The sequence below is a fragment of the Arthrobacter sp. A5 genome (genome assembly GCF_051131705.1).
In the GTDB taxonomy this organism is placed as follows: Bacteria; Actinomycetota; Actinomycetes; order Actinomycetales; family Micrococcaceae; genus Arthrobacter_M.
Map to the genome: position 1 here is coordinate 1,883,471 of NZ_CP180316.1, position 24,093 is coordinate 1,907,563.

Here is a 24,093-nt window from a genome sequence, read left to right on the forward strand (position 1 = left end):
TCTCCCCTCCCTTGAAGGAAGGCTTCCGATGAGACAGACAGCTGGAACCCTGAACCGCATTTGGCTGACGATTCTGGGCATCCTTGCCCTAGCTGCGGGGGTCGCCCTGCTCCTGCAGTCCAGCGGACAAATGCATGTCCTCGCCAACACGGCTCCGTCCGGAGACCGTGTCGTGACCGGTGATCTGCATGCGGTCTTTGCAGCGTCCTGGGTGGTGGTCATCATGCTGGTCGTCGGTGTCATCATCGGTGTGTTGGGGCTGTTGTGGGTCATCGCCCAGATCCCAAGGAAGAACACCGCAGGCGCCTACCGCCTGCATGATGACGGCGGTGAAGGTTTCACCGTCTGTGAACCGTCCGTGCTGGCCACGGCCGTGGAAAACCACGTCAATACCCTACCCGGCGTCGTCACTTCCTCCGCTCTACTGCGAGGAACGGCCAAAGCTGCCGACCTGACCCTGAAGGTGACGGTCAACGACAGGGCCGACGTCCGGGACCTCATCCGACGCTTCGAGACGTCCACTTTGCCGGACCTGTCCAGCGCGTTGGAGGCACCACTGCAGCGCAGCAGAGTGCAGATCGACATCAGCGGGCGCACGCAAAGCACCGGAACCGTCGTGCACTCCACCGGCACCGTGGTCCAATAGGGAAGGATCCATCGTGAGGAGGGCTCCATGATCACTACGCAGGACATTGAGACCATCATCGTTGGCGGCGGCGTCATGTATTCAACCAACGGAGACGAAATTGGCTCCGTGCGACAGGTCTATCTCGACGATAAGACCGGGGAACCGTCCCTGGTGCGAGTCAGCACAGGCATCTCGATCACATCGGAATCCTTCGTCCCCCTCGTGGAGGCGACCATGGAAGGCAATGACCTGCATGTGCCCTACAGCAAAGACCAGGTCAAGGACGCACCGCCCATGGACGCAGAGGGCGGCATCAGCCCGGAGGAACAGGCCCGGCTCTACAGCTAATACAACCCCAGCGCCACGTATTCCAGCCACCGTGCCGCAGGCACACCGCCAGTGACCACCGACGAGCAGAAGATATTTTCGCCGACCCCCGATGGCGCCACGACCCGCTCCGAAGAGCAATTGCGTGTCCGCACGCAAACACACGAAACCGAAAAGGTTTGGCTGCGTAAATACATCGTCACCGAAGAGGTCACTCTGACCGTGCCGGTCAGCCACGAAGAATTCCGTCTTGAGCGTGAACCCATCGTCGACGCAAACCGCGATCAGAGAGTCGACGGTGTCGTTCTGAGCGAGGAGGACTACGAGGTGGTTCTGTACGCCGAGCGCCCGGTGATCCACCTGGAAACCGTTCCCGTCGAGCGGATAAGAATCCGCAAACAGATCATCACCGGCGAACGGACCATCAATGAAGAGGTCCGGCAGGAGCGGATCGACACCGTCGCATCCTAAGGCAACAACAGGTGGCCCAGACCCGTCTTCCACTATGCCGTTTGCCGGCCAGAACACGTGACCGCCGCGGATCATGGCGCAGCTGGTGGCTGAGTCGAAGATTGAGCCGTCCGGTAGGATGGTTACGGTCTGCTTTCCCGCATTGATCAGGTCCGCGTCCTCGTCACCTTCGTACGGAAACGGGCCCATGCCCAAGAGGCCGTTTTCGCTTTGCAGGGTGACCCGCACACCGATGGGCAGGTTGTTCGTCACCAACGTGGGGATTCCGATGCAGAGATTGACGCAGTCGCCGTGATTTGGTTCAGTAGCGGCGATGGCCGCCATTTGGTCGCGTGTCTAGGGCATGAGTTCTTCTCCTAAAGTGGAATCAAACGCCGATGGGGGCGCGGGGCCGGACGGTGCGCTGTTCGATGTCTTTGAGGCGGTTGCCGGCGTGCACCAGCCGCTTCACATACACCCCGGGTGTCACGATGTGGTTCGGGTCCAGGTGTCCGGACGCGACGATCATCTCGGCTTGAGCGATGCTCACGTGCCCGGCGGTGGCGACGACGGGGTTGAAGTTTCGAGCGGTGTAACGGTAGATAAGGTGGCCGTCCGAGTCAGCCGTGTGGGCATGCACCAGCGCCAGGTCCGCGACAATGGTGCGTTCCCGGACGTACAGTTCGCCGTCGAAAGTCTCGTGCGGTTTGCCTTCCCCGATCCGCGTGCCGACACCGGTCTTCGCGTAGACCACTGCCGTACCAGTCAGCACAAAGGCGAAGATCAGTGCCTGGGTGAGACTGAAGCCCAGGGTTCTCATGGACTCCACCAGCCAAACATTGAGGCCGAGCCAGGTCACCATGTTGGTGACGGCGCCGAGTGCGACGAAGATGACAAGGATCCAGCCCCGCCCCTGGAAGAGCTGGGAGCCAGAACATGGATCGCCATCCCCGCAACGGCATCAGGAAGATTCCGAAGACGGCAGCGAGGGTGCCACCAAGGGGAACACCGGCCATGCAGAACGTGATGACGAAGCTGCCCCGGTTCTGCGGCGCGTCGTTCCGGGGGTATTTTTGCGGCCGGGCAATCCCCTTGGTGCGGCTGGGAAACCAGATGCTGGCGCTGGACGGAAAGGAAAGTGTTGTCGCCGGCGCGTTGCGTATGCGCAGCGCGTTGGATCCATTGACGATTGAGGACGCCGTGATGTTTTCGTCGGCAGCCGATATCGCGAAAATGCGTGAAGAGATCGCGCGGATGCGGGCAGCCATGAAGGCCGGTGTTGTGCGCGGACTCCTGCGTGGAAATTGGCGCTTTCAGGCTTGCGTGGCCCATGTTTCACCGAATGCCATGCTGCGCACGGTCTTCCTCAGCCTGCTGGACATTCTGGAACAGCACGCCGTTGCGTTGCGACCGTCAACCAACCAACCCACAATGGACTTGCTCGAGGAGCGCATGGACCTTTACGTCCGCATGGCCTACGCCCTGGAAGCAAGGGACCGGGTCTCCGCGTTCCACATCATGAGCGAACACAACACCGGAACTCAGCCGGCATCCCTGCCTTAATGATCACAGTGGCCGTGGCCGGTTTACTGGATGCGTTCTCATCCAGCTAGGAGGATTCTTCGGCCCCGTCGAGGACTACCTGAAGAATTTCCTGAATGGTTTTGGGGTATGCGGCTATCTCGATGTCCGTGGTGGTGGTCTTCAAGGTCATTGTCTGAAGGCCGGTTTCGGTGATGTATTTGGCCTGACGCAGTTGTAGTTTCTTAGTCTCCGTGACTGCGTCCATGACGGTGAACGTGGTGGGTCGCCCAGATGGTTCCAGCGACTCGTAGACTGCTGCTTGGAATTCTATCTTTCCGGGCTTGAGGACGGCTGTTCCCCGGTTCCACGTGCTGCTCAATGATCCAAGCAGTGCATTCGGGTATCGAATGTAAGCCAGCGTCTTGCCCTCAGCTTTGAGTTTGGCATCCCTCCTTTGCCTCTGGCGTATCGTCGTTGCGGAGAAAATGACGTACACGATCATCCAGCCAGCGGGCCGTGAGAGAGCTTCGGACCACTCACTGCCAAAAAGCCTCAAGAGCAGTGACGCAACCACCCATAACAGGACCAGGGAAAACAGCACATACAGGTAGGGATGCTGCCGGATGAACTTCTTCATGATTGCCATAATAGAGCGACGTTGAATCGGGGATGTGGCGGCGTCGTTCGCGGCGTTTGCGCCGGAAGTGGGAGCACAGGTTGGCGGCACTGCCAAAGCCGCAGTCCGCGGGCATCAGCAATCGCACTTTGCGGATCGGCGGCTTGATTCTCGGTTTTGTCGGGGTGATGGTGGTGATGGGACCGTGGTGCGGCCTCGGCGGCGGCTCGCTTCGCGCACAAGGGGCCTGTGTGCTTGCCACTGCCCGTTACGGCACGGCTTTCGTCTACCTCCGGCGATTTGTCTCACCACGCGGCCTGCCCGCCGTGGTGGTGGCCACTATTCAGGTCGGCATCGGCGCCGTCATCATGGCGGGAATTAGCCGGATCAGTGCAGTTCGGCGTCTGGAGGCCGGGTCCGGGCCCCCGCCTCCATGACTATTTCCGGTCCGATGTTGGCCAGGACATATCCGTTGGGGTGGATCTCGCCCATGGGCTGGCCGGGGGTGAAGCGCGGGCTCGGTCCAGCAGGACGGCGGCGGTGGATAGCATTGCGGGCTGCCAGACCTGTATTGAGCGCGGCCCGGGACCACCATCGGCTGCAGGGCAAGCCGAGGGCGTTGTTGATCCTGTCGTCGTCGAGCATGGTGGCGATCATCCGACGCGTCAGCGGGTGAAGGAAGCGGGGTTGGGTGCCTTGCAGAACCTGCACGGTTGCGTTGATGAGGGTCCTGCCGGCTGCGCTCGGGCCGACCCTCCGTTGTTCGTAGTCATCGAAGAATGCCGCGGCCGCCTCGAAGGTGGGAGGGAAGTCAGGGATGTGCATGCGCGCACCTAGGTCGCCAAAAAAGCGCGTGGCTGCGGCTATTTCCAGCTGTGTCGGTGGCCGCCAGCCGTGGTTTTGAGTCCAGCGGATCGGAACAATGAGGAGGGAAAGGAGCACGTAGAGGAAGTCCTCGCCGCTGGCGGGAACATGCTCGTGGACGCGGTTGAGCAGTGCCGTCATCTGCCGGCCGCGGTCACTGTCCAGCCCGCCGGCGATGAGTTCGTAGATGACGACGCCGGTGTCGATGGAGCGTTTCATCGGGTGGGCCGGAATTTCCCCGTTGGCCACGAGCGTCCGCGCGCCGGAAGGAATGGCGAAATTCCGGTAATAGGCCAGGAAAAAGCCGAACTCCATGTCGCTGGCCAAGTCGAAAAGGACCATCTGGCGGAAGGTGGCTTCGAAGTCCTCCGTGCGACCCTCTTCTTGCTGCTTCAGGCTCTGCGAGAGGGACGGATGTAGTCGCTTGTTGGTAGACCTCCAGGGGAGGATCGTTGGTGCCCGAACGCTGGACCGCCGAGGCGGAGTAACGATGAAGTTGTTCAATCGTAGGCCGGCGTTGACCGGGAATCCAGCGGCCGGCTTGCCGGAGGTATTGACGTGAGGCAACAGGGCTGCGCCGGGCGCGGGACCTCCGGCATGGGCTCACCGTCGGTGGCTTTTTTAGCCCTCACCGAGAATGGCTCGGAGCGTGTCAGCGTTGCGGACCGCGTTCCCGCCGCCGTCGTTATTGAAGTAGACGTACACGTCCTTTCCAGCGCCCTGCCATTGTCGGATTCTCTCGGCCCACCACCGCAGGTCCTGCTCTGAGTAAGAACCACCGTAGAGGTAGTCGGTGTCGGGACCGTGCATCCGGACATAAACGAAAGGTGCCGTGGCCTGCAGAACGCAGGGGAGATTCGCCCCGCTCATGACGCAATAAGCTGCCTGATGGTGTTCGAGAAGGGCGTAGACCGCGTCGTCGTTCCAGCTGTGGTGGCGGAATTCGACGGCGACCTGGACCCAGGTCGGGAGCAGGGTCAGAAAGTAGCCCAGCCGCGCATCATCGCGCTCCAAGTCCGGCGGCAGTTGGACCAGCAGGACGGCTCGCTTATCGCCCAGCTCGTGCCACGACCGGGCGATCCGGTCAATCCAGACCTCCGGGGCATAGAGCTTTTTGCCGTGCGTCAGGCCGCGGGGAGCTTTGACCGAAAGTAGAAACCCTTCCGGCAAGCGGCGGCGCCAGCCAGCGAAGGTTGATTCCCGGGGCCAGCGGTAGAAGCTGGCGTTCAGTTCGACCGTTCCGAACCTCCCGAAGTAGTATCCGAGCCGGTCACGCGCGGCGGTCCCGGGCGGGTAGAGAACGTTGTTCCAATGGTCGTAGCTCCAGCCCGAAGTACCAATGTGAACGCTCAATCTCTGACTCCGCCTTTCGCGAGGGGCACTGCTCCGATCCTATTCGACGCTGTGTCCGGAAAAGGGACCCTCCCATTGCTAACGGATGGACGAATGGTGCCGATGGTAACTATGCAGGGGTTGATGGGGTCGGGGGCTCCAACCGCGATTGGTGATGTCTGGAGCTGTCGGGAGCGGAAACGTCAGCGCTTTCGGTACTGGGCACCTAAAAATCAGCTCCCTGCCATTGCTGAGCAAGTGATGCGGTATGGCTGACGGTCGATGGCAAGCGAGGGTCTCATATGTCAAAGTGTCTAAAGTCTCGCCGAGCAGGCAACAGGACCGTAGTGGTCGTGCTCGCCGTGCTCTCATTGGTCCTGGGGATCACCGGTCCCAGTGCCGGGGCGGCGACAGCAACCGCGTCGGCGGCGAATGTACCGGTGACCACCGTCAGCACACCCCCGCCCACGGGCCTGAAGGCGACGGGGCAGGTGTATAACGGGATCGATGTTTCCTGGGATGCCGTCGCTGGGGCTGGGGGTTACCGTCTGTATTACTCCACGAACGCGGATATGAGTAACGCCGTGTTCAAGCGGTCCACGGGGCCAAGTGTCTCCATCGGTGGGCTGGCCGCTCAGGCGGTGTACTACGTCAAGGTCCGTGCGCTGACCGCGGACGGCGCCAACCTTACGGGGTACGCGGACGCTGTCAGCGCTAAAACGGGCCCGATTCAACCACTGCCGCCCACGGGCCTGAAGGCGACGGGGCAGGTGTATAACGGGATCGATGTTTCCTGGGATGCCGTGGCGGGGGCTGGGGGTTACCGTCTGTATTACTCTACGAACGCGGATATGAGTAACGCCGTGTTCAAGCGGTCCACGGGGCCAAGTGTCTCCATCGGTGGGCTGGCCGCTCAGGCGGTGTACTACGTCAAGGTCCGTGCGCTGACCGCGGACGGCGCCAACCTTACGGGGTACGCGGACGCTGTCAGCGCTAAAACGGGCCCGATTCAACCACTGCCGCCCACGGGCCTGAAGGCGACGGGGCAGGTGTATAACGGGATCGATGTTTCCTGGGATGCCGTCGCTGGGGCTGGGGGTTACCGTCTGTATTACTCCACGAACGCGGATATGAGTAACGCCGTGTTCAAGCGGTCCACGGGGCCAAGTGTCTCCATCGGTGGGCTGGCCGCTCAGGCGGTGTACTACGTCAAGGTCCGTGCGCTGACCGCGGACGGCGCCAACCTTACGGGGTACGCGGACGCTGTCAGCGCTAAAACGGGCCCGATTCAACCACTGCCGCCCACGGGCCTGGCCTCTTCAGCGCAGTATCCCACTTCGCTGACGATGGCCTGGAACGCGGTGACAGGCGCCGCCGGGTACCGGTTGATGTACTCGTCGCATACCGATATGAGTACTCCTTCATACCGGAATATCACCGGCAGTCTCACGGGAAGCTTTGGCGGGCTAACACCCGAAACGACGTATTACGTCCAGATCCGCGCGACAAACGCCAACGGCGACGGAATCACTGATTACTCCCCTGCGGTGTCGGCTAAAACAGCCGTGGCACCGCCTGCACCTCCGGTTGGTCTAAAGGTCACCAAGCAAAGCCCCACGACCCTTTCGTTTACGTGGGGCGCTGTCCCGAACGCTCCCGAGTACCGCCTGTCTTTCAGCAAGAGCGCTGATATGAGTTCCGCCGCCTACACCCGCTACACCGTGACGTCTGCTGAAGTCCGGGGACTGAGCGCGGCCTCCACCTATTACGTCCAGGTGCGGGCCATTAACTTGGACGGAAGCACGATTACCTCGTACTCACCGATCCTCAAGGTGACAACCGGTCTTGCCCCTGTCCTGGCGGCAGTGAACAACCCGCTGACCGTGGCCTCATACAACATCATGTGCGCGAACTGCATCGGCGATAACGAACTAAACCCCGACGTCAACCCATGGGTGGTCCGCAGGGACGCTGTGGTGGCGACCATCACATCGAAGATGCCCGACATCATCGGCATTCAGGAGGCATCCCAGGGATGGCTCGCAGACTCCCCTCCTGGCGGTCTTTCCCAGTTCGAGGACCTGAAGCAGAGGCTGAACGCGGCGGGGGCGCCGTATGAGCTGACCAATGACAAGCGCAATAACTGCGTGGATCCCCAAACACCTACCGATTGCGTGTACATGGACCAGGGCGCCTCCCAAGGGGATCGCATCTTCTACAACCCGAATAAAGTGAAAATCGTCCGGTCCGGGTCCCAGCAGCTGCCCTTCCTGGATCCGGCAAAAAATGAGAGATATGTGGCATGGGCTGAGGTCATTCAGCTTTCTTCCGGCAAGCATTTCTTCTATGGCACTACCCACCTGGAAGTGACCAAGGCCGACGGCTACAACGAACTGCGGGCGCAACAGGCCCAGGCCATCATGGACGTCATCCACGAGCAGAACGCGGCGAACCTGCCGGTCATCATGGTCGGCGACATGAATTCCAGCAAATGGCTTGAACCCACCAATTCCGCCTATGACGTCTTTGTCGGCACCGGTCTGATAGACCCGCTCGGCAACACGTACAAGAGCTTCTACCCCAGCGGCGACGCGACGGCGGAAACGGTGATCAACGCCAACATCAACAGCTGGAACGGTTACCAGCGCTTGGCCCGGGCCTTCCCCACAGGTCAGCTTGGAACGTACATCGACTACATCTTCACTTCAAAAATGCGGGTTCAAAGATACGAAAACGTGGCCAATATCGACACGAACGGCAACTATATCGGCGTCTTCCCCTCCGACCACAACATGCAATACGCCACGGTCGGTCTGCCGTAGGCCTGCAGGGCTGCCAGGACGGGGCAGTGAACGCGTCACGTTACAGGCGCTCTTCGTAGCGTTGACAAATCCATCCGGCGAGGAGCCGACTGGATGGGGGGCCGCGGGTCGGTGGTAGGAGTGACACGGCCGGGGGAATGAACCTCTCAGCACCCTGCAACGTGGAAGGCGTGACCGGTAAATCCCGGTCACGGGCCACGAGGAGTCAGGAATCGGTCATGTACAGGAAAACAGGATTGGTGTGTGTTGTCGCTGCCGTAGGGCTGGCCGCGCTGACCGGGTGCGGGGCGACGTCGTCCCCGCCTGCCGGGTCGCCGTCCACCAGCCAGTCCATCGCTGCGCCATCCGCAGAAACCAGTGCCGGAGCAAGCGCCAGCATGCCGCCGTCGTCGTCGGCGGGAGTGTCCACAGCCTCTGACCTTAAGACCGCAAGCACGTCCCTTGGCACCGTTGTCGTGGATGGGAAAGGCATGACCGTCTATTTCTTTGACAAGGACACGCCTAACACCGGCAAGAGTGCCTGCAGCGCCGGCTGCCTCGCCGCGTGGCCGGCGGTATCGGCAGCTTCGGCGGCCCCGGTGGTCACCGGTGTGCAGGGGAAGGTCGGCACCATCACCCGCAGCGACGGGACTTTGCAGGTGACCATCAACGGGTTGCCGGTCTACACCTACGCCGAAGACAGCGCTGCCGGCGATGTGAAGGGTCAGGGCGTCGGCGGAATCTGGTGGGCGGTGACACCGGAGGGGTCGAAGGTGGCGCCGGCGCAGACCGGGTCATCCGGGTACTGAGCCGCACGGGGCGTGCCGGGCCCGGATGAGCCCGGCACGACCTCGCGCTGGCGGGGGCGCTAGGCTACGGCTCGGCTGCGAGCAGGATTTCCCCGCCGGCCGAACGGATCTCCACCCGGGCAATGTCCGCGGCCACGATGCTGGTGGTCGCCGTGGGCGTGACCCGGGTGCCCGGGCCCGCAGTCCAGCTGGCCACCTGAACTTCGGCTCCACGGCGGTCGATCACCATCAGGGTATATCCATAAACCGGGGCGACGGCGTCCGGGAGCCCGGACGGTTCGGGGAGCCCGGACGCTTTCGATAGCCCGGACGGTGACGCATAGTGCCTGGACGTGGGCCCGGATGCAAGCGAGTAGGTGCAGGTCCAGTCGAGGCGGGTTCCCCACGGTTGGGAGGTGAGTGTACCCACGGCGTTGATCGGGCCGGCGACGACGGACGCAAAGTCAAGCGTGACGGCGGCAGCCTGGGTCTGCACCACCACGGCCGACGGCGGCGGGGTGACGGCCAGTGTCACGCCCACCGAGGCGGTGCTGATGCCGACCGCCAGCGCTGCCATGCCCACCCTTGTCCGGAAGCGCCGCCGTCGTATTTTTCCGGCCAGACCGGTCAATAAGTTCTGCGGAACCTCCGCACCCTCCCGCGGCACGCTGGCCAGCGCGTCCGCCGGTGCCACTTCGGCCAGCAGCCCGGGCAGCCCGGCGAGTTCGGCGACGGCCGTGCGGCACTGGGTGCACCCCGCCAGATGGCGTTCGTATGCCGCCCGCTCGGCGGGAACCAGGGAGCCCAGGACGTAGGCGGCGTCCCATTCGCGGTATTTGTCGGGCTCGACGGGGATCACCGGGTCACCCCGCTCTCCTGCAGGGAAAGCCGCATGGCGCGCAGGGCGTAGTGCAGCCTGGACTTAACCGTCCCTTCGGGAATCTGCAGTTTCAGGGCCATCTCGGCCGTCGATTCGCGCTGATAATACGAGTGCAGCAGGACCTCCCGATGTTCCTTGGACAGCCCGGCCAGCGCATCGGCGATCAGCCAGGCGTCCAGCACCTTGTCCGTCTGATCGGCCATTCCTGTTTCCGGCGGCCGGTCCATTCCGAATTCATGCCGTTGCCGGGCGCTGCGCCGGTCATCAATGACCAGATGCCGGGCCACCGTGAAAAGCCAGGCCCGCAGCGCGGGCTCCGGCCGCGCCATCACCTCGGGCCGCTGCCAGGCGCGCAGCAGGGTTTCCTGCACGACGTCGTCGGCCAAGGCCCGGTCATTGGTCAGGTGCACGACGAAGCGCCAGAGCGCAGGCGCGTGCGCATCATGCAATGAGTGCAACAGTTCCGACGGTTCCGCGGGCATCACAACCTCCTGCCCTGATGACGATGCCGGCGCCCCCGCGGTTCATTTGGGGTGTGAACCAATTACACCGCTATTCCGTTTCGAGGGCTAGCAGCGTCCTGTTGACGGTCCCGCGTCACCGCGGTGCCGGGCGGTCAAGCCCGCAGCCGCGGACGGGAGGCCGTGCCGGAGGGCCGCCCGGCGGCCCGCCGTGCTGCGCCCACACGAAGGAGCGGCGGAAATGGATTATGAAATCAACGGCCTGCCGGTGCATATTTTGCTCGACCATGCCGTGGTGGTTCTTGTGCCGCTGTCCGCCCTGTGGACGGTGCTGATTCGGGCAGACGCGGACCTCGCCGGCACGCTTCTGCCCTGGGTGGTGGCGCTTTTCGTCGTGGCGGATCCGGCGCTGATCGGGGAGGCGGGTTCCCGGGCCATCTGGGAAGACAACTTCAGCCCGACGCCGGTCAGCGGCCGCTGAGCTGCTGGACCGACACTGCTGTTGAACCAACGCCGCCGCTGGACCAACGCCGCCGCTGGACCGACACTGCTGCTGGACCAACGCTGTGCTGGACCAACGCTGCCGCTGGACCAACAGTGCCGGCGTCACCGGCCAGGATTGGCAGTGGCGTCGCCGGCAAAATCCCCCGGCCAGTCCTGCCACCGGATCCGCTTCCGGTTCAGTACCTGGCCGGTGGTGCCCCACTCATTCAGGCCCAGACGGGACAAGGGCTTGAGCCGCGCCAAGACCGGATGGCTCCCGTCCAACATGCCGGGCGCAATGGCGGCATGCATGACCTCGCCCAGAATGAGATGGCAGTCGCCCACCGGGATGATCCGGTGCAGCCTGCATTCCAGGGCGGCCGCCGCTTCGCGGATTCTCGGCGGCCGCACGGTCAGGCTCGGCTCTCTGGTCAGGCCGACGGCGTCGAATTCGCTGATCTCGGGAGGAAAGTTGGTGCCGGTAGCGTTCACTTGCTCGAACAGGTCCTCCGAGGCCAGATGAACGACGAACTCACCGATCTCTTCGACGTTCCGCAGCGTATCTTTGGCGCCGACCGAGGTGAACTGGATTACCGGCGGCTCGACGGAGGCAACCGTGTAGAACGAATGGGGGGCGATGTTGTCGATGCCCTCCGCCGAGGTGGAGGAAACCCAGGCAATGGGTCGCGGCACGACCAATGCGGTCAGGAGCCGGTAGTAGTCGCGGGCCGAGGCATCCGTTCGCCTGATTTCAGTACGCATGCTTCTATTTCAGCATGGTCTCACGAATCCTTGGGACCATGTGGTGTCGGACGACGGCGCCATCCGGCTACCAGCGCCGGGCAGGTGGGAAAGCCGCTATCCGACGGGCGCCGCAACTGCGGTCTCGTTCCGTTCGTCCTGGGCAGTGCGGGCGCAGTTGTCTGTCTGCCAAAGGGCCGCATCCAGCCGCTGGCGCAGTGCAAGGGCGTCCGGGGCCACGCTGGTGATGACGACACAACGTTCGCTGACCCGGAGCACGGCAGTGTCGGGGAATGCGGGAGACACCGCGGTGCCGAAGGATGTCATCCGGTCTTCGTCGCGGTCCACCGTGATCACGGCCCCTAGGGCCCGGCGTCCCCCCGTTACGGCGGATCCTTCCCAGCCGGGGGTACCTGCCCCGACGGCAAGTTCTTGGTCATAAAGCGGGACGTCACCTTGAGTGATCCGCAGGCGCTGCCGGAATTCGCCGGGCCGTTCCCCGTGCCGGCCCAGAATCAGCCCTTCCCTCATATGTAGTCGGGCGTCCGGTGCGAGCTCCACCCGGGTGACGGTGCTATGGCGGCAGCCTTCGGCAGCAATCTGCATACCGGGAAACCACAGCAGCGCAGCTCCGGCGGCGACGCGGATGTTGACGATGCTGCGCGACTCCTCAGCGTGTGGACCGGGGAGCAAAACCGTCGCCGCAACGGCACTGAGCATCAGGGTTGCACCCTCCGCCACGTCGATATCAAGTCGCAGCCGGTCCCCGCCCAGCGGTCCGGCGGCACCGGCCGCAAGGCTCACGCTCACACCGGAGCGCGGATCCCGGAGCCAATGCCGCAGCCGGAGGGGCAGCGCCAGGAGATTTGGGTGCAGGGATAGGGGAGCCTGGGAACGCAACCTGACCAGCCGCGTGCGCGCCATGCCCTCAGCAGTATAGACGCGCTCTGCCGCCACAGCGGCGTGGGCACGCACTAATCCCGGTGTTCCGCGAGCCGGTCCCGGACCCAGTCAGCCACCGTCCGGGCGGTCGGATCCTCCGTCAGAGACGTGAAAAGGACGGGCAGATCTCCCCGTTTGGCCCGCGCATCCCGGTTCATGACGCTAAGGTCGGCTCCCACCCTTGAGGCTAGATCGGTCTTATTGATCACCAACAGATCCGACGTGCTGACTCCAGGACCGCCCTTGCGCGGAACTTTGTCTCCGCCGGCGACGTCAATGACAAAGATCTGGTAGTGGACCAGGCCCCGGCTGAACGTGGCGGTGAGGTTGTCGCCACCGCTTTCGACCAGGATCAGATCCAGCGGGGGCAGTTTATCCTCCAGTTCTTCGATCGCCTCGAGGTTGGTCGAAATATCGTCCCGGATGGCGGTGTGCGGGCAGGCGCCCGTTTCGACGGCGGTGACTCTTTCGGCCGGCAGCACGCCGTTGCGCAGCAGGAAATCCGCGTCTTCGGTGGTGTAGATGTCGTTGGTGACGACCGCCAGCTCCAACTCGGAGCTCAGGGTCCGGCAGAGCGCCGCCACGAGCGCCGTCTTGCCCGACCCGACTGGTCCGCCGATGCCGATCCGCAGCCCGCGCCGGGGATGCGCGTGGCGCGAAAGAGGTTCCTCTTCATCGACGTGGATGTGCTCCGGAGTGGCTCGCAGCGTCGTGGCCCCTTCCCGGCTGTCTTCCAATCCGGTACCAGGCCCGTGGCCGCGATGAGGACCGCCGGCCTGATCGGGTCCGTGGCCGTGCGCGTAATCAGGTCCGTGATCATAATCGCGTCCGTGTCCGTTGTGTCCGTGATGGTGGCCGGTGGATTCATCAGCTGGCAAAGAGACGCACCTCCCAGGTGGCGTGCAGTTCGGCGAAAATATCAAGAAGGTAGCCGGCAGTGGCGGGTAGATCGGCCGGCGGAGCATGGGCGCAGGAGGCGGCCTGGCCGGCCACATCGGCGACGGCGGGGGCCAGCCGTGCCAGCGCCGCGTTGACATCAAAGGGATCCAAGCCCAGCAGGCGGATGGCGGCGGTAGCGGGGCCGGCCACCGCCTCGTGGGCAGCGGCCAAGGCTGCGTGTCGCGGCGGCTGGCCCGCCGCAGCGGCGACGGCGCCAAAGGCGATCGGCTGGTGCGGGCCCTTGCCGGGCAGCGAAACCATCCGGTCCAGGCCAGGATGTGGCCACACGGACCGGCCGGCGCGCAGCAGCGATCGGCCGAGCCGCCGTGAGGCCGTCCGCAGCACAGGGGAGGGGGTGCGGGCGTCATATTCGGCATCAAGACGGGCCAGCTGGGCGGCGGTGCTGCCGTCGGAGTTCGGATCCACCACGGGGACGACTTCGGCTCCAAAAATGCGGCAGGAGGCGGCCGAGAACGCTGCGGACACCAGCCCGACCGTACCCAACCGCCCGCGCAGAAAGGCCTCCAAGGAGGCGACGTCGTTCAGGCCGTCCACTCCTGCAGCTGGTTCGAAGCCCCCCGAGTGCGCGTGTCCTCCGGTGGGGAATCGGCCGTCGGCCAGCAGCAGCAGGGCGGAAAGAGAGCCCTCGGCCGCGCCGTAGGCGGAGACAGAAACCGTCTGCTGGCCGGTCAAAAGAGGAAATATTTCTGGGTCATGGGTAGCTCCATTGCCGGTTCGTGCTCAATGAGCTCGCCGTCCACCTTCACGGCGTAGGTGTTCGGGTTCACTTCAATGCGCGGCATGGCCGTGTTTTCGGGCAGGTCTGTTTTCTTCCGTCCGCGCACGTTCTCCACCGCCACCAGCCGACGGCGGATGGAAAGTCGGCCGGCCAGGCCGTCCTCGATCGCTGCCGGTGCGACGAAGGCGATGGAGGTCGACGCGGCTGCCGGTGAGAAGGCGTTGAAACCCAGCCGCTCCATCACCGGTTGCGGGGTGGGGATGGAGGCGTTCGGATCGCCCAGCGCGGCAGCTGCAGCCATCCCGCCTTTGAAGACAATGGTGGGGCGGATACCGAACAGGGCCGGCTGCCACAAAACCAAATCGGCCATTTTGCCGGGTTCGATGGAACCGATTTCCTTCTCAAGCCCATGGGCGATGGCAGGACAAATGGTGTATTTGGCGACGTACCGCCGAGCCCGGTGGTTGTCCGAGCGGCCGTCTCCCGGCAAGGATCCGCGCAGCTGTTTCATCCGGTGGGCTGTCTGCCAAGTGCGGATCACAACTTCGCCGATCCTGCCCATGGCCTGCGCATCCGAGGACATGATGGACAGGGCACCCATATCCTGCAGAACGTCCTCGGCCGCGATGGTCCCCGCTCGGATGCGGCTTTCGGCGAACGCCAGATCGTTGGGAACTTGCGGGTTTAGGTGGTGGGCCACCATGACCATATCCAGGTGTTCGTCGATGGTATTGCGGGTGAACGGCCGCGTCGGGTTGGTCGACGCCGGTAGGACGTAAGGCTCGCTGGCAATGCGGATAATGTCCGGGGCGTGCCCGCCGCCGGCTCCTTCGGTATGGAACGAATGGAAGGTGCGGCCGTTGACAGCCTTGAGCAGATCCTCCACGAAACCAGCCTCGTTGAGCGTGTCGCTGTGCACCGCAACCTGAACGCCCGCCGCGTCAGCCACCTGCAGGGCCGCATCGATGACGGCCGGCGTGGCGCCCCAGTCCTCGTGCACCTTGAACCCGCCGGCACCCCCGCGCAGCTGCTCCCACATCGCCTCGTGGGACATGGTGTTCCCGCGGGCAAGAAAAAGCACATTTACCGGCCACGGATCCATGCTCTCCAGCATGCGCTGCAGCCACCAGGCTCCGGGAGTGGCGAGTGTGGCTTTGGAACCCTCCGTGGGTCCGGTGCCGCCGCCGACGACAGTGGTGGTGCCCGACTGCAGCGCTACGGCGAACATGTCGGGACCAACAAAGTGCACATGCGTGTCAATGGTGCCGGCGGTCAGGATCATGCCATTGCCCGACGTGATCTCGGTGGACGGCCCGATCACCAGATCGGGGTGCACGCCGTCCATGGTGTCCGGATTGCCGGCCTTGCCCAGGGCCACAATGCGCCCGTCCCGCACGCCGACGTCGGCCTTAATTACACCCCAGTGATCCAGCACGACGACGCCCGTGATGACCAGGTCCGGTGTGCCTTCGGCACGGGTGGCGGCGGACTGCCCCATGGACTCGCGTACCGACTTGCCGCCGCCAAATACCACCTCATCCCCGCCGACGCAGCGGTCTTCTTCCACTTCGATGAAAATGTTGGTGTCGGCCAGCCGGATGCGGTCTCCGGTGGTGGGCCCGAAGGAAGCGACATATTCGGAGCGGGGGATCTTAGTCATCGAGTTTCCCTCCACACAGCCCGCGCAGCCCGAGCACGATGCGCTTGCCGCCGATGGGAATCAGCTCAACTTCTTCCGCTGCCCCGGGTTCAAAGCGCATTGAACCGCCGGACAGAACGTTCAGCCGCTTTCCCCAGGCGGCCTTCCTGTCAAAGGTCAGGCCGGCGTTGACTTCCGCGAAGTGGTAGTGCGAACCGACCTGCACCGGACGGTCTGCGGTGTTCTCCACCCGCAGCACGGTGACCTCCGCTCCGGCGTTGATTTCCACCGGCTCCTCCTGGTAGAGCACCTCACCGGGCACCACCGGTTCGTAGGCGCTGATTCTCTCTTCCGCGCTGCGCCGCTGGGCCTGCCGCTCTCCGGTGCCGGGCCTCCGCGGCTGGCTGGGACCGCCTGCCCCCGAATGGGGATGCTTATTTTTTTCGTCCAGGCCCGCAGTGCTGCTTTCATAGCCGGGGTCGTCGCTGGGATGGGCCGGGTTCTGTTCTTCAGGCTCGGGGCGGTTGCTTGGCCGACCGAAGGGGTTCTGAGGGTTTTTCACGGGATCGGGCCCGTCACTGTCACCAGTTTGGTGCCATCGGGAAAGGTCGCCTCCACCTGGACCTGCCCCAGCATTTCCGGAATCCCCTCCATTACCTCGTTCCGACGCAGCACATTGCGGCCGGACTCCATCAGGTCGGCGACGGTGTCCCCGTTTCGGGCGCCCTCGAGCAAATAGGAGGTGATGATCGCGGTGGCCTCGGGGAGATTGAGCCTCAGACCCCGGTCCTTGCGCTCCATGGCCAGTTTCGCGGCGGTATAGATCATCAGCCGCTCGCGCTCTTGCATGCTCAGCAACATCGGGATCCCTCAATCATTCGCTAAAGAACTGATCGTCCGCCGGACGCGGATCGGGTACAGCCTGCAGCGCGGCGTCGGGACGCCGATCCCGGGTGGAACCCATCTGCAGTTGGTTCCTTAGCTCCGAAATTACCACCCTCGGGACGGAACTTCCAGAGGTCGGGATGGGAACAAAATGTTGGCCGCGGGGCGCGGGTCGACCGTTCCGTAGGCTTCAGTCCGGTGCGGCAGCCAGCGCACCGCGTTCGGCGGCAGCGGTCTTCCGGGGCATCAAAAGGTTGGTCCACAGGGTCAACAGGGCGAGAATCGCAGCGCTGCTGATGAACACCGATCCAATCACGTCACTGAGGTAGTGGACGCCGAGGTAGAGGCGGGAAAAGGCCACCAGCGCAACGAATATGATTCCCGCTGCCAGCATCGCGGCCTTTTGCGTCTGCGTCCGCCCGACGACGACGACGAAGGCCCAGACGAGTGCAACGGCAAAGGCTGTGTGACCGGAAGGGAAGCTGTCGGATCCCGTTTCGGGGGCCAGTGAATGCACCAGATCAACCGGTGGCCGGAGCCGGCCCACCATGATTTTGCCGATCTCCGTGCTCAGCCATCCAACGCTGACGATCAAACCGAAGGCCACGGCCGGCCACAGTCGGCGCCGCAGAATCAGCAGCAGCAGACAGATGGCGACCAGCAGGATGACAGCCCCGACCGGTCCGATCCCGACATTGATGTCCTGGCTGAGTCCGGTCAGGGCACCGTTGCGGCCGTGGCTGAGCGCGACGTCGACGCCGATTTCCGGAGTCGTCCTTCCATAGGATTTGGCGATCAGTCCGGCGATCAGCGTCAGAACGGCGACGGCGGCGGCAAGGACCAGCCACCACCAGGACCGGAAGCGGGGTGTCAGCGGGTAGGCGCGGTGCGGGGAGCCATGCATGTGTAGTTTCCTGACTGTGTCGTACGTTGAAATGCCGGTCGCACGTTGAAATGCCGGTCGCGCGTTGACATGCCGGTCGCGTGGAGACATGCCCGGCACGAGGAGAGATGCACCTCACGGGTGGAAGTGACGGCGCGGCGTTCCACTTACTGACAGTGTGAGGGATCCGGGCTGAGTAAAGGCTGAGAAGACCGGCGGCTTGGATTCTGGACCGCGCGCGCCTGCGGGAAGCGCGGCTACGGCAGAGCTGGCGGCGGAAGAACCAGTTCAAACCGGCAGTGCCCGGTGTTGGTTTCCTTGGCGGTAATCGTGCCGTGATGGGCGGCCATGATCCCGGCCGCAATGGCCAGCCCCAGCCCGCTGCCTCCGCTTTCGCGGGACCGGCTTTCATCCAGACGAACGAACCGTTCAAAGATCCGCAGCCGGTCTGCCGCCGGCACCGGATCGCCGTCGTTGTCGATCTGCACAACCGTCGCGTCCGGCGTGGTGATCAGCTTGATGCTGATGCCGGCGCGGGCATGCCGGTCCGCATTGTCCAAGACATTGCGCAGCACTTGCCCGAGCCGCTGCGCGTCGCCGGTGATTCGGGCCGGCACTGCGTCGACGATGATGTGATGGCCGCTGGTGGAGCGCAGGCGGCGGACCTCGGTGTCGAGAATGTCATCGAGATCCACGTCTTCGGCGGCGGTCCGGAGTCCGCCGTCGTCGGCCTTGGCCAGCGTCAGTAAATCGTCCACCAGGTAGCGCATCCGCGCCGTCTCTCCGGATAACACATCCTGCATCTGCAGCCAGGCAGAGCCGGAGGGATCCGCCGAGGCTATTTCGACGCTGGCGCTGAGCGTGGCCAGCGGACTGCGCAGTTCGTGACTGGCGTCGGAAACGAACCGGCGCTGTTTCCGGTCCGAGGTCTGCAGCCGATCAAGCATCGTGTTCATCGTCGTAGCCAGTGCCTGGATCTCGTCGTTGGTCGGCGGAACGTCCAGCCGCTCATCGAGCCGGCGCCCGTCGATGAGTGCCACCTGGCCGCGGATCCGTTCGACCTGGCGCAGGGAACGGCCCACCAAAACCCAGACGGAAACGCCGACGATGATCAGCAACAGCGGTGTTGCGCCGAGCATAAACCAGCCGACCGTGGTCACCGTGTCCACCTGCACCTGGACCGTGGCCGCCACTACTATGGTGTACACGCCGCCGCTCAGCCGGACGCCGGTCGCGACCAGCAGGAAATCATCCGGGTCCCCCAGGCTTTGCAGACTGGAGACGTCCTGGGTCAGCGTCTGGCCGGCTGCCGGACGCAGGGAGGTCAGCGGTATGGTGCTGGAGGCGGTCTCCGAAGAGCCGACGACGGTATCGGAGGGACCGATGATCTGCACATATTCGCCGCTGCGCGCCAGCTCGGGGAGCGACTGCACAGCGTCGCGCAGGCCGTTGTCCCTGATCCGCGCTGTCAGGTCTGCGGCCGTGCTCCGGGAGGCGGCTTCGGTGGAGGCGATCAGCGATGTCTGCAGCAGCACCAGCAGCGTGATCCCGCCGACAAGCAAGGCCAGGGCGACGGCGACGACGGCCGCCGCCGTCGCGCGTTTCCGCACGCCCCACCTCGTGCCGCCCGCGCGGAAACCGGAAAAGCGCGCGGAGCGGGACGGATTCATGACTCAAGAATGTGCATAGGGGCGGCAAATGCACAAACGGTCTCTCAGGATGGCCTCAGGACAATACTGCAATGCTGGAAGATCCGAAGGGAACTCCCTGCGGCCGAACTGACGCCGCCTACGCCAGACCGGAAGGACCCGCACATGGGTGAATCGCTGCTACGGGGACAGACGGAGGCCACCGCGGTCTCATGTGAACCCAAATATCGACGGGCCGCCAGCAAAGTACCGGACGTGACAGTCTACTTCTGGCTGATCAAAGTCCTGACGACGGGCATGGGGGAGACGACATCGGATTACCTGGTGCACCAGCTTCCACCCCTGGCGGCGGTGGCCATCGGAGGCGCCGCGTTTGCCGCCGCACTGGTCCTGCAGTTCGCGGTGCGGCGCTATGTCGCGTGGATCTACTGGCCCGCAGTCGTCATGGTCAGCGTTTTCGGCACCATGGCTGCCGATGTCCTGCACATCGGGTTGGACATTCCCTACGTTGCCTCCACCGTTTTCTTTTCGATCGCGCTGCTGGCTGTCTTCCTGCTCTGGCACCGCAGCGAGAAGACGCTCTCGATCCACAGCATCCACACCCGACGCCGCGAAGGCTACTACTGGGCGTCCATTCTGATCACCTTCGCGCTGGGCACCGCCGTGGGGGACATGACCGCGATGTCGCTGAACCTCGGGTACCTCGGCTCGGGGATGATGTTCACCATCGTGATCGCGGTCCCCGCCGTGGCGCACCGTCGATTCCGGCTGAATCCCATCCTGGCCTTTTGGTCCGCCTACATCGTGACCCGACCGCTCGGCGCTTCCTTTGCGGATTGGATGGCCGTATCGCAGCAGCGGGGTGGGCTCAACTGGGGTGCCGGACCTGTGAGTCTTGGCTTGTCGGCGGTGATCCTCGTCCTGGTCGGATACCTCGCGCTTACCCGCAAGGATGTGGACCGTTCCGCGGGTTAAGCCGCTTGTTTTTGGTCCAGGCCCTGTAGATTGGCCCGCGCCGGGCGTAGGGTCCTCCTGTAGGAACCGATCAATCCTCCGCGCCGGGGTCAGCCGGCGGTGGTCGCCATGGATAGGGGAGGCACTGTGGATAGGGGAGGCACTGTACCGAAACTGCGTGTGCATAACTTTGCCATCTCGCTGGACGGGTATGCTGCCGGCCCGGCTCAAGACCTGGAGAATCCCTTGGGTGCGGGTGGTGCCGGGCTGCATGAGTGGGTGTTCGCAACCCGCTACGGCCGTCAAATGCAGGGCCTCGACGGCGGTACCACGGGCATCGACGACGGGTTCCTGGCAGAAGGTGATAAGGGAATCGGTGCCACAATCATGGGACGGAACATGTTCGGTCCCATGATTGTGGCTCCTGGAACAGCAATGAGTGGACCGGCTGGTGGGGGGACGAGCCGCCGTACCACCACCCGGTATTTGTCCTCACGCATCATCCGCGCCCATCAATCGACATGCGGGGCGGGACGGTGTTTCACTTCGTTGACGACGGAATCGAAGCGGTGCTTGAGAGGGCGTGTAACTCCGCCAATGGTGGGGACGTAAGACTCGGCGGCGGCGCTGCCACCGTTCAGGAGTACCTGCGTGCCGCCCTGATCGACGAAATGCATCTGGTCCTGGTGCCCCTTCTCCTGGGCAGCGGCGAGAGGTTGTTTGAAAACCTCGACGGCGGCCCTAGGGGCTATGAATGCGTCGAGTTCGTCGGGTCCGAATCCGTCGCGCACATTCGTTTCGCCCGGGCAAAACCGTAGCCAACCGGACGCAGGTCCTTTAGCGTCGGCACTCACGATTCAGCACCCACGCCCGCCCCGAGAGGCTCGGACGGTTCCGGATGCCAGGCTCCTCGGCTGCTCAGGGCGAGCGTGAGCCATGCCGCCGACGTGTTCACGGCGAGCAGCGAAATAAGCACCAGAAGTTGGATCAGTCCGGCGTCGAGGGGGTTGGCACCACCGAGGATGAGGCCAACAAAGGCGCCGGGAAGGGTGACCGCCCCCGCCGTCCGAGTCTGATCCAGGCTGGGCACGACGGCCTCACCGGCGATCGGCTGGGCCATCAGCAGCCTGGCCGCGGGCCACGTGAAGCCAAGGGCCACAGCGGCTTCGACCTCACCGCGGCGGCCCGTCAACTCGGCTTCGATCCTGCGGCCTGCCAGCGTCGTGGTGGACATGGCCCCACCGATCTGCTGTCCGAACACGGCTATCAGCGCCAACGCATTCCACGGCAGCACTCCGGAAAGGACCATGAGGGCTCCCGTTGGCAGCACGCCGGCGGCAATGGGTATGCAGGCAAGCCACCAACGCCCTGCGGGCGCGATTCGATGCCCGGACGTCCACGCAGCCACCAGGAACATCAGCGCAACGAACAGGAGCGCGAGGGCCGGTTGTCTGGACAACTGGGAGATCAGCAGCGCCACCACAGCAAGCTGCAGCAAGGCTCTGAGCCCGGCCAGCAGCACGTCATGGAACTGCCGGTGCAGGGCAAAGCGCCAGATGGCTGCGGCGCAAACCAGCAGTACTGCCAGCAGGATCCAGCTCACCGGGCCGAGATTCAACAGGGTTGTTTGCTCCACCGCCCTATCATTTCACCGACGACGGTGCCGCTACGGCGCCGCGACGGTCGCACAGGTCAGCTACATCAGCTGGCAGACGGCGGACCCTCCGGTGACGTAGCGGCGTCAATGCGCCAGATTACCCGTCCCACGGCATCGAATAGCGGATTTTCCAGTTTGAACAGGTTTGGCCTGCGGTCCCGTCTGCCGAAATTGTTGGGTGCGCAGTTTCACATCGGCTGTGAGCCGGTCACCGGCTCCGCTCACCTGATCAACGATTAGGGCCTTCCAATACGACGTGCAGCGTTGCCGAGGCGGCAACGCTGCCACTGAGCCGTTGCCGGCGCTCGAGGTGCTGACGGCTGCAGCCGGCTGCCGCCGTCGACCGTTATGCCCGGCGCACCAACCGGCACACCAGCCGGTCCTCAACCACGGTGGTGGGTGCACCGGCGCTACCGGTTGAGGCTTTCCTGCCGGTTGGACAGCTGACGTTTGCGCCAGGGCGGCTGGTCGAATCAATGACGCTAATCTTCACGATTCGCCAGCCAGCCGCGGCCGCGTGGCACGCCAAGGCCGTTGAACCGACGCGCGACCACGGGAAGGCATCGCTGGGGCGACTGCCGGCTCCGTGCAGTACGGCCGGATAGCTGATATCCAGGGTCTCCAGTGGATCGACCTCGACCAGGACGCTGCCGTCGGCGCGCACCAGTTGCGCCACCCGCCGCAGCAGGGAAGGAACGTCGCCGCCAATCCCGATGTTTCCATCCAGCAGTAATGCCGTGCCCCAGAAGCCCTCGTACGGCAACGGATCGAAGATAGAGAGGTTGAGTGCCACGGCGCCCCGGGACCGGGCCCGAGTGACGGCCTCGATACTGGTATCCACACCCACGGCTATCAGGCCGAGGGCAGAGGCAGCCGCCAGCATCCGCCCCGGGCCACAGCCCGCGTCAAGGACGGGCCCGCGGGAGGCACGGAGCAGCGCCACTTCGCCGCTGCTGGCCGGCGCGCACCAGTCCTGCACCTTGAAATGGACGGGCCCGATGCCTGAGCCTTCCATCTGCGGGCGCAACGTCAGCGTGCCCAGCCCGTGGCGCAGCGCCCAGGCATACGGTTCGTGGGCACCCTGGCCGAAAAGTTGCCGGTTACGGTATTGGGCGGAAGTTCCGGCCCGGCTGGTGACTGCGTTCATGCTATGTCCTCCCGGAAAGCATCATCACGCGGGAAAATTCGGTGATCCCGAAGGACCGCGCCCGCCGCGTCCAGCACGGCGGCGGCAAACGGAGTCCCGGGACAATCCGCCGCGGCTTCGAGGGCGGTGGGAAAGGTGTCGACATCGCTCAGGGCGCACAACTGGCCCACGTCGAGGCCGGCGTGGCGCAGCCGGGCCAGCTGGTCCCGGCCGGTGTGGCGGGTGGACATTTGCACGCCCCGGATCAGATTACCGACGGGAACGTACAAGGCCAGGGCCCAGAAGCCGCCATCATTCGCCGGTCCCAGCCAGGCGTGATGGTGGGGCCGGGCCCGGCTCCAGTCTTCGAGCAGCGGCGACAGCAGAGCCAGCGTCAATTGCGGCGTGTCCATGCCCAGAATCAGCAGCGGGCCGTCGGCCATGTCGCAGATGGCCGCGAGCCGTTCATCCAGTCCGCCGGAGCCCTGCGCAACGACGTCGAAGCCGGCAGCGTCGTGGCTCAGCGGCGTCCCGTCCATGACCAACAGACGGCGTCCGGCGGGCACGCCCCGCACGGTATGCAGCGTCTGGCTGAGACTGATCTGCGCCAGCACGGCGGCCTGCCCGGCCGCCAGCGGCGGCGTCAGCCTGGTCTTGACTTTGCCGGGGACACACGCTTTGGCGATCACGGCAACGGTGAGCTTCATGCCCGAACCGCCGGAACGGTCGCGGTCCCCGGGGAGCCGGCAGCGACCGGCGGAATCAACAAGTTGCTCACCCCTTGA

At 64.3% G+C, this 24,093-nt stretch carries 26 protein-coding genes and 3 pseudogenes; 9 read left to right on the forward strand and 20 right to left on the reverse strand.

Features of this window, described 5'->3' with window-relative positions:
• Window positions 1–28 precede the first annotated feature (28 nt).
• The 3 genes from ACLLJI_RS08735 to ACLLJI_RS08745 are packed head-to-tail and all read left to right on the forward strand — an operon-like array spanning window position 29 to window position 1,426.
• A complete protein-coding gene (locus ACLLJI_RS08735) occupies window positions 29–646 on the forward strand; it encodes a hypothetical protein (protein ID WP_434620336.1) in 618 nt (205 codons plus the stop codon).
• Window positions 647–673: 27 nt separating this feature from the next.
• Window positions 674–976 (forward strand): PRC-barrel domain-containing protein, encoded by a 303-nt coding sequence (locus tag ACLLJI_RS08740; RefSeq protein ID WP_434620339.1) that lies wholly within the window; start codon window positions 674–676, stop codon window positions 974–976.
• Window positions 977–1,027: 51 nt separating this feature from the next.
• Complete coding sequence (locus tag ACLLJI_RS08745; RefSeq protein ID WP_434620342.1) at window positions 1,028–1,426, forward strand: YsnF/AvaK domain-containing protein; 399 nt, start codon at window positions 1,028–1,030, stop codon at window positions 1,424–1,426.
• A 54-nt stretch (window positions 1,427–1,480) separates the two neighbouring features.
• Here the strand turns inward: ACLLJI_RS08745 and ACLLJI_RS08750 are convergent.
• Window positions 1,481–1,750: pseudogene (locus ACLLJI_RS08750) on the reverse strand (CoA-transferase); the annotation flags it as partial.
• Window positions 1,751–1,793: 43 nt separating this feature from the next.
• Window positions 1,794–2,153: pseudogene (locus ACLLJI_RS08755) on the reverse strand (CoA transferase subunit A); the annotation flags it as partial.
• A gap of 365 nt (window positions 2,154–2,518) precedes the next feature.
• Between ACLLJI_RS08755 and ACLLJI_RS08760 the strand changes: the two are divergent.
• Complete coding sequence (locus ACLLJI_RS08760; RefSeq protein ID WP_434620345.1) at window positions 2,519–2,968, forward strand: FCD domain-containing protein; 450 nt, start codon at window positions 2,519–2,521, stop codon at window positions 2,966–2,968.
• Between the two features lie 46 nt (window positions 2,969–3,014).
• Here ACLLJI_RS08760 and ACLLJI_RS08765 read toward each other — a convergent pair whose 3' ends face one another.
• The 3 genes from ACLLJI_RS08765 to ACLLJI_RS08775 form a co-directional block, all read right to left on the reverse strand.
• Complete coding sequence (locus tag ACLLJI_RS08765) at window positions 3,015–3,566, reverse strand: hypothetical protein (protein WP_434620348.1); 552 nt, start codon at window positions 3,564–3,566, stop codon at window positions 3,015–3,017.
• 366 nt (window positions 3,567–3,932) lie between these two features.
• Window positions 3,933–4,751, reverse strand: a complete 819-nt coding sequence (locus ACLLJI_RS08770; RefSeq protein WP_434620351.1) for an oxygenase MpaB family protein — start codon at window positions 4,749–4,751, stop codon at window positions 3,933–3,935.
• Between the two features lie 279 nt (window positions 4,752–5,030).
• Window positions 5,031–5,762, reverse strand: a complete 732-nt coding sequence (locus ACLLJI_RS08775) for a DUF72 domain-containing protein (protein WP_434620354.1) — start codon at window positions 5,760–5,762, stop codon at window positions 5,031–5,033.
• Between the two features lie 326 nt (window positions 5,763–6,088).
• Here ACLLJI_RS08775 and ACLLJI_RS08780 point away from each other — a divergent pair, with 326 nt between their 5' ends.
• The gene (locus ACLLJI_RS08780) at window positions 6,089–8,563 is read left to right on the forward strand and encodes a fibronectin type III domain-containing protein (protein ID WP_434620357.1); all 2,475 of its coding nucleotides are present in this window, start codon (window positions 6,089–6,091) and stop codon (window positions 8,561–8,563) included.
• 205 nt (window positions 8,564–8,768) lie between these two features.
• On the opposite strand, the gene ACLLJI_RS08785 is transcribed toward ACLLJI_RS08780, so the two are convergent.
• A complete protein-coding gene (locus tag ACLLJI_RS08785) occupies window positions 8,769–8,972 on the reverse strand; it encodes a hypothetical protein (RefSeq protein ID WP_434620360.1) in 204 nt (67 codons plus the stop codon).
• Between ACLLJI_RS08785 and ACLLJI_RS08790 the strand changes: the two genes are divergently transcribed.
• On the forward strand, window positions 8,965–9,351 hold the full coding sequence (locus ACLLJI_RS08790; RefSeq protein WP_434620363.1) for a COG4315 family predicted lipoprotein: 387 nt from the start codon (window positions 8,965–8,967) through the stop codon (window positions 9,349–9,351). The two genes, ACLLJI_RS08785 and ACLLJI_RS08790, sit on opposite strands and share 8 nt — an antisense overlap.
• A gap of 64 nt (window positions 9,352–9,415) precedes the next feature.
• Here ACLLJI_RS08790 and ACLLJI_RS08795 read toward each other — a convergent pair whose 3' ends face one another.
• Window positions 9,416–10,189 carry an anti-sigma factor family protein gene (locus tag ACLLJI_RS08795; protein ID WP_434620366.1) on the reverse strand — a complete coding sequence of 258 codons (774 nt, stop codon included), beginning with the start codon at window positions 10,187–10,189 and terminating at the stop codon, window positions 9,416–9,418.
• Complete coding sequence (locus ACLLJI_RS08800; protein WP_434620369.1) at window positions 10,186–10,692, reverse strand: sigma-70 family RNA polymerase sigma factor; 507 nt, start codon at window positions 10,690–10,692, stop codon at window positions 10,186–10,188. Before ACLLJI_RS08800 ends, ACLLJI_RS08795 begins: the two co-directional genes overlap by 4 nt.
• Before the next feature lie 220 nt (window positions 10,693–10,912).
• Between ACLLJI_RS08800 and ACLLJI_RS08805 the strand changes: the two genes are divergently transcribed.
• Entirely contained in the window at window positions 10,913–11,152 is a 240-nt protein-coding gene (locus ACLLJI_RS08805; protein WP_434620372.1) for a hypothetical protein, read from the forward strand.
• 125 nt (window positions 11,153–11,277) lie between these two features.
• Here the strand turns inward: ACLLJI_RS08805 and ACLLJI_RS08810 are convergent, their stop codons facing one another.
• The 9 genes from ACLLJI_RS08810 to ACLLJI_RS08850 form a co-directional block, all read right to left on the reverse strand.
• A complete protein-coding gene (locus ACLLJI_RS08810; RefSeq protein ID WP_434620375.1) occupies window positions 11,278–11,916 on the reverse strand; it encodes a flavin reductase family protein in 639 nt (212 codons plus the stop codon).
• Window positions 11,917–12,012: 96 nt separating this feature from the next.
• Window positions 12,013–12,870, reverse strand: a complete 858-nt coding sequence (locus ACLLJI_RS08815) for an urease accessory protein UreD (RefSeq protein WP_434620378.1) — start codon at window positions 12,868–12,870, stop codon at window positions 12,013–12,015.
• Window positions 12,870–13,715: an urease accessory protein UreG gene (gene ureG, locus ACLLJI_RS08820; RefSeq protein ID WP_434620381.1), complete on the reverse strand. Its 846-nt coding sequence runs from the start codon at window positions 13,713–13,715 to the stop codon at window positions 12,870–12,872. Before ureG ends, ACLLJI_RS08815 begins: the two co-directional genes overlap by 1 nt.
• The gene (locus tag ACLLJI_RS08825) at window positions 13,705–14,469 is read right to left on the reverse strand and encodes an urease accessory protein UreF (RefSeq protein WP_434620384.1); all 765 of its coding nucleotides are present in this window, start codon (window positions 14,467–14,469) and stop codon (window positions 13,705–13,707) included. The genes ureG and ACLLJI_RS08825 overlap by 11 nt, the downstream gene beginning before the upstream one ends.
• Complete coding sequence (locus ACLLJI_RS08830; protein WP_434620387.1) at window positions 14,466–16,175, reverse strand: urease subunit alpha; 1,710 nt, start codon at window positions 16,173–16,175, stop codon at window positions 14,466–14,468. The genes ACLLJI_RS08825 and ACLLJI_RS08830 overlap by 4 nt, the downstream gene beginning before the upstream one ends.
• Complete coding sequence (locus ACLLJI_RS08835; RefSeq protein WP_434620390.1) at window positions 16,168–16,716, reverse strand: urease subunit beta; 549 nt, start codon at window positions 16,714–16,716, stop codon at window positions 16,168–16,170. The genes ACLLJI_RS08830 and ACLLJI_RS08835 overlap by 8 nt, the downstream gene beginning before the upstream one ends.
• Entirely contained in the window at window positions 16,713–17,015 is a 303-nt protein-coding gene (locus tag ACLLJI_RS08840) for an urease subunit gamma (protein ID WP_283559093.1), read from the reverse strand. The genes ACLLJI_RS08835 and ACLLJI_RS08840 overlap by 4 nt, the downstream gene beginning before the upstream one ends.
• A 214-nt stretch (window positions 17,016–17,229) precedes the next feature.
• Window positions 17,230–17,943, reverse strand: coding sequence for a phosphatase PAP2 family protein (locus ACLLJI_RS08845; RefSeq protein ID WP_434620394.1), 714 nt, complete (start codon window positions 17,941–17,943; stop codon window positions 17,230–17,232).
• Window positions 17,944–18,179: 236 nt separating this feature from the next.
• Complete coding sequence (locus ACLLJI_RS08850; RefSeq protein WP_434620397.1) at window positions 18,180–19,592, reverse strand: sensor histidine kinase; 1,413 nt, start codon at window positions 19,590–19,592, stop codon at window positions 18,180–18,182.
• A gap of 144 nt (window positions 19,593–19,736) precedes the next feature.
• Between ACLLJI_RS08850 and ACLLJI_RS08855 the strand changes: the two genes are divergently transcribed.
• Together ACLLJI_RS08855 and ACLLJI_RS08860 are read left to right on the forward strand one after the other, a co-directional pair.
• On the forward strand, window positions 19,737–20,546 hold the full coding sequence (locus ACLLJI_RS08855) for a COG4705 family protein (protein WP_434620400.1): 810 nt from the start codon (window positions 19,737–19,739) through the stop codon (window positions 20,544–20,546).
• A 467-nt stretch (window positions 20,547–21,013) separates the two neighbouring features.
• Window positions 21,014–21,343, forward strand: a pseudogene (locus ACLLJI_RS08860) (dihydrofolate reductase family protein); the annotation flags it as partial.
• A 32-nt stretch (window positions 21,344–21,375) separates the two neighbouring features.
• On the opposite strand, the gene ACLLJI_RS08865 reads toward ACLLJI_RS08860, so the two are convergent.
• The 3 genes from ACLLJI_RS08865 to ACLLJI_RS08875 all read right to left on the reverse strand — a co-directional run bounded on the left by ACLLJI_RS08865 (window position 21,376) and on the right by ACLLJI_RS08875 (window position 24,015).
• A complete protein-coding gene (locus ACLLJI_RS08865) occupies window positions 21,376–22,161 on the reverse strand; it encodes an ABC transporter permease (protein ID WP_434620403.1) in 786 nt (261 codons plus the stop codon).
• Window positions 22,162–22,528: 367 nt separating this feature from the next.
• Window positions 22,529–23,329 (reverse strand): class I SAM-dependent methyltransferase, encoded by an 801-nt coding sequence (locus tag ACLLJI_RS08870; protein ID WP_434620406.1) that lies wholly within the window; start codon window positions 23,327–23,329, stop codon window positions 22,529–22,531.
• Window positions 23,326–24,015 carry a TIGR04282 family arsenosugar biosynthesis glycosyltransferase gene (locus ACLLJI_RS08875; RefSeq protein WP_434620409.1) on the reverse strand — a complete coding sequence of 230 codons (690 nt, stop codon included), beginning with the start codon at window positions 24,013–24,015 and terminating at the stop codon, window positions 23,326–23,328. Before ACLLJI_RS08875 ends, ACLLJI_RS08870 begins: the two co-directional genes overlap by 4 nt.
• Between the last annotated feature and the right edge of the window lie 78 nt (window positions 24,016–24,093).

What these genes read in the sequence shown, in the direction of transcription:
- ACLLJI_RS08735 (WP_434620336.1), top strand. Translation starts at nt 29, where the DNA reads ATGAGACAGACAGCTGGAACCCTGAACCGCATTTGGCTGACGATTCTG.
- ACLLJI_RS08740 (WP_434620339.1), top strand. Translation starts at nt 674, where the DNA reads ATGATCACTACGCAGGACATTGAGACCATCATCGTTGGCGGCGGCGTC.
- ACLLJI_RS08760 (WP_434620345.1), top strand. Translation starts at nt 2,519, where the DNA reads ATGCTGGCGCTGGACGGAAAGGAAAGTGTTGTCGCCGGCGCGTTGCGT.
- ACLLJI_RS08765 (WP_434620348.1), bottom strand. Translation starts at nt 3,566, where the DNA reads ATGAAGAAGTTCATCCGGCAGCATCCCTACCTGTATGTGCTGTTTTCC.
- ACLLJI_RS08770 (WP_434620351.1), bottom strand. Translation starts at nt 4,751, where the DNA reads ATGGTCCTTTTCGACTTGGCCAGCGACATGGAGTTCGGCTTTTTCCTG.
- ACLLJI_RS08800 (WP_434620369.1), bottom strand. Translation starts at nt 10,692, where the DNA reads ATGCCCGCGGAACCGTCGGAACTGTTGCACTCATTGCATGATGCGCAC.
- ACLLJI_RS08805 (WP_434620372.1), top strand. Translation starts at nt 10,913, where the DNA reads ATGGATTATGAAATCAACGGCCTGCCGGTGCATATTTTGCTCGACCAT.
- ACLLJI_RS08810 (WP_434620375.1), bottom strand. Translation starts at nt 11,916, where the DNA reads ATGCGTACTGAAATCAGGCGAACGGATGCCTCGGCCCGCGACTACTAC.
- ACLLJI_RS08830 (WP_434620387.1), bottom strand. Translation starts at nt 16,175, where the DNA reads ATGACTAAGATCCCCCGCTCCGAATATGTCGCTTCCTTCGGGCCCACC.
- ACLLJI_RS08840 (WP_283559093.1), bottom strand. Translation starts at nt 17,015, where the DNA reads ATGTTGCTGAGCATGCAAGAGCGCGAGCGGCTGATGATCTATACCGCC.
- ACLLJI_RS08845 (WP_434620394.1), bottom strand. Translation starts at nt 17,943, where the DNA reads ATGCATGGCTCCCCGCACCGCGCCTACCCGCTGACACCCCGCTTCCGG.
- ACLLJI_RS08850 (WP_434620397.1), bottom strand. Translation starts at nt 19,592, where the DNA reads ATGAATCCGTCCCGCTCCGCGCGCTTTTCCGGTTTCCGCGCGGGCGGC.
- ACLLJI_RS08855 (WP_434620400.1), top strand. Translation starts at nt 19,737, where the DNA reads ATGGGTGAATCGCTGCTACGGGGACAGACGGAGGCCACCGCGGTCTCA.
- ACLLJI_RS08870 (WP_434620406.1), bottom strand. Translation starts at nt 23,329, where the DNA reads ATGAACGCAGTCACCAGCCGGGCCGGAACTTCCGCCCAATACCGTAAC.
- ACLLJI_RS08875 (WP_434620409.1), bottom strand. Translation starts at nt 24,015, where the DNA reads ATGAAGCTCACCGTTGCCGTGATCGCCAAAGCGTGTGTCCCCGGCAAA.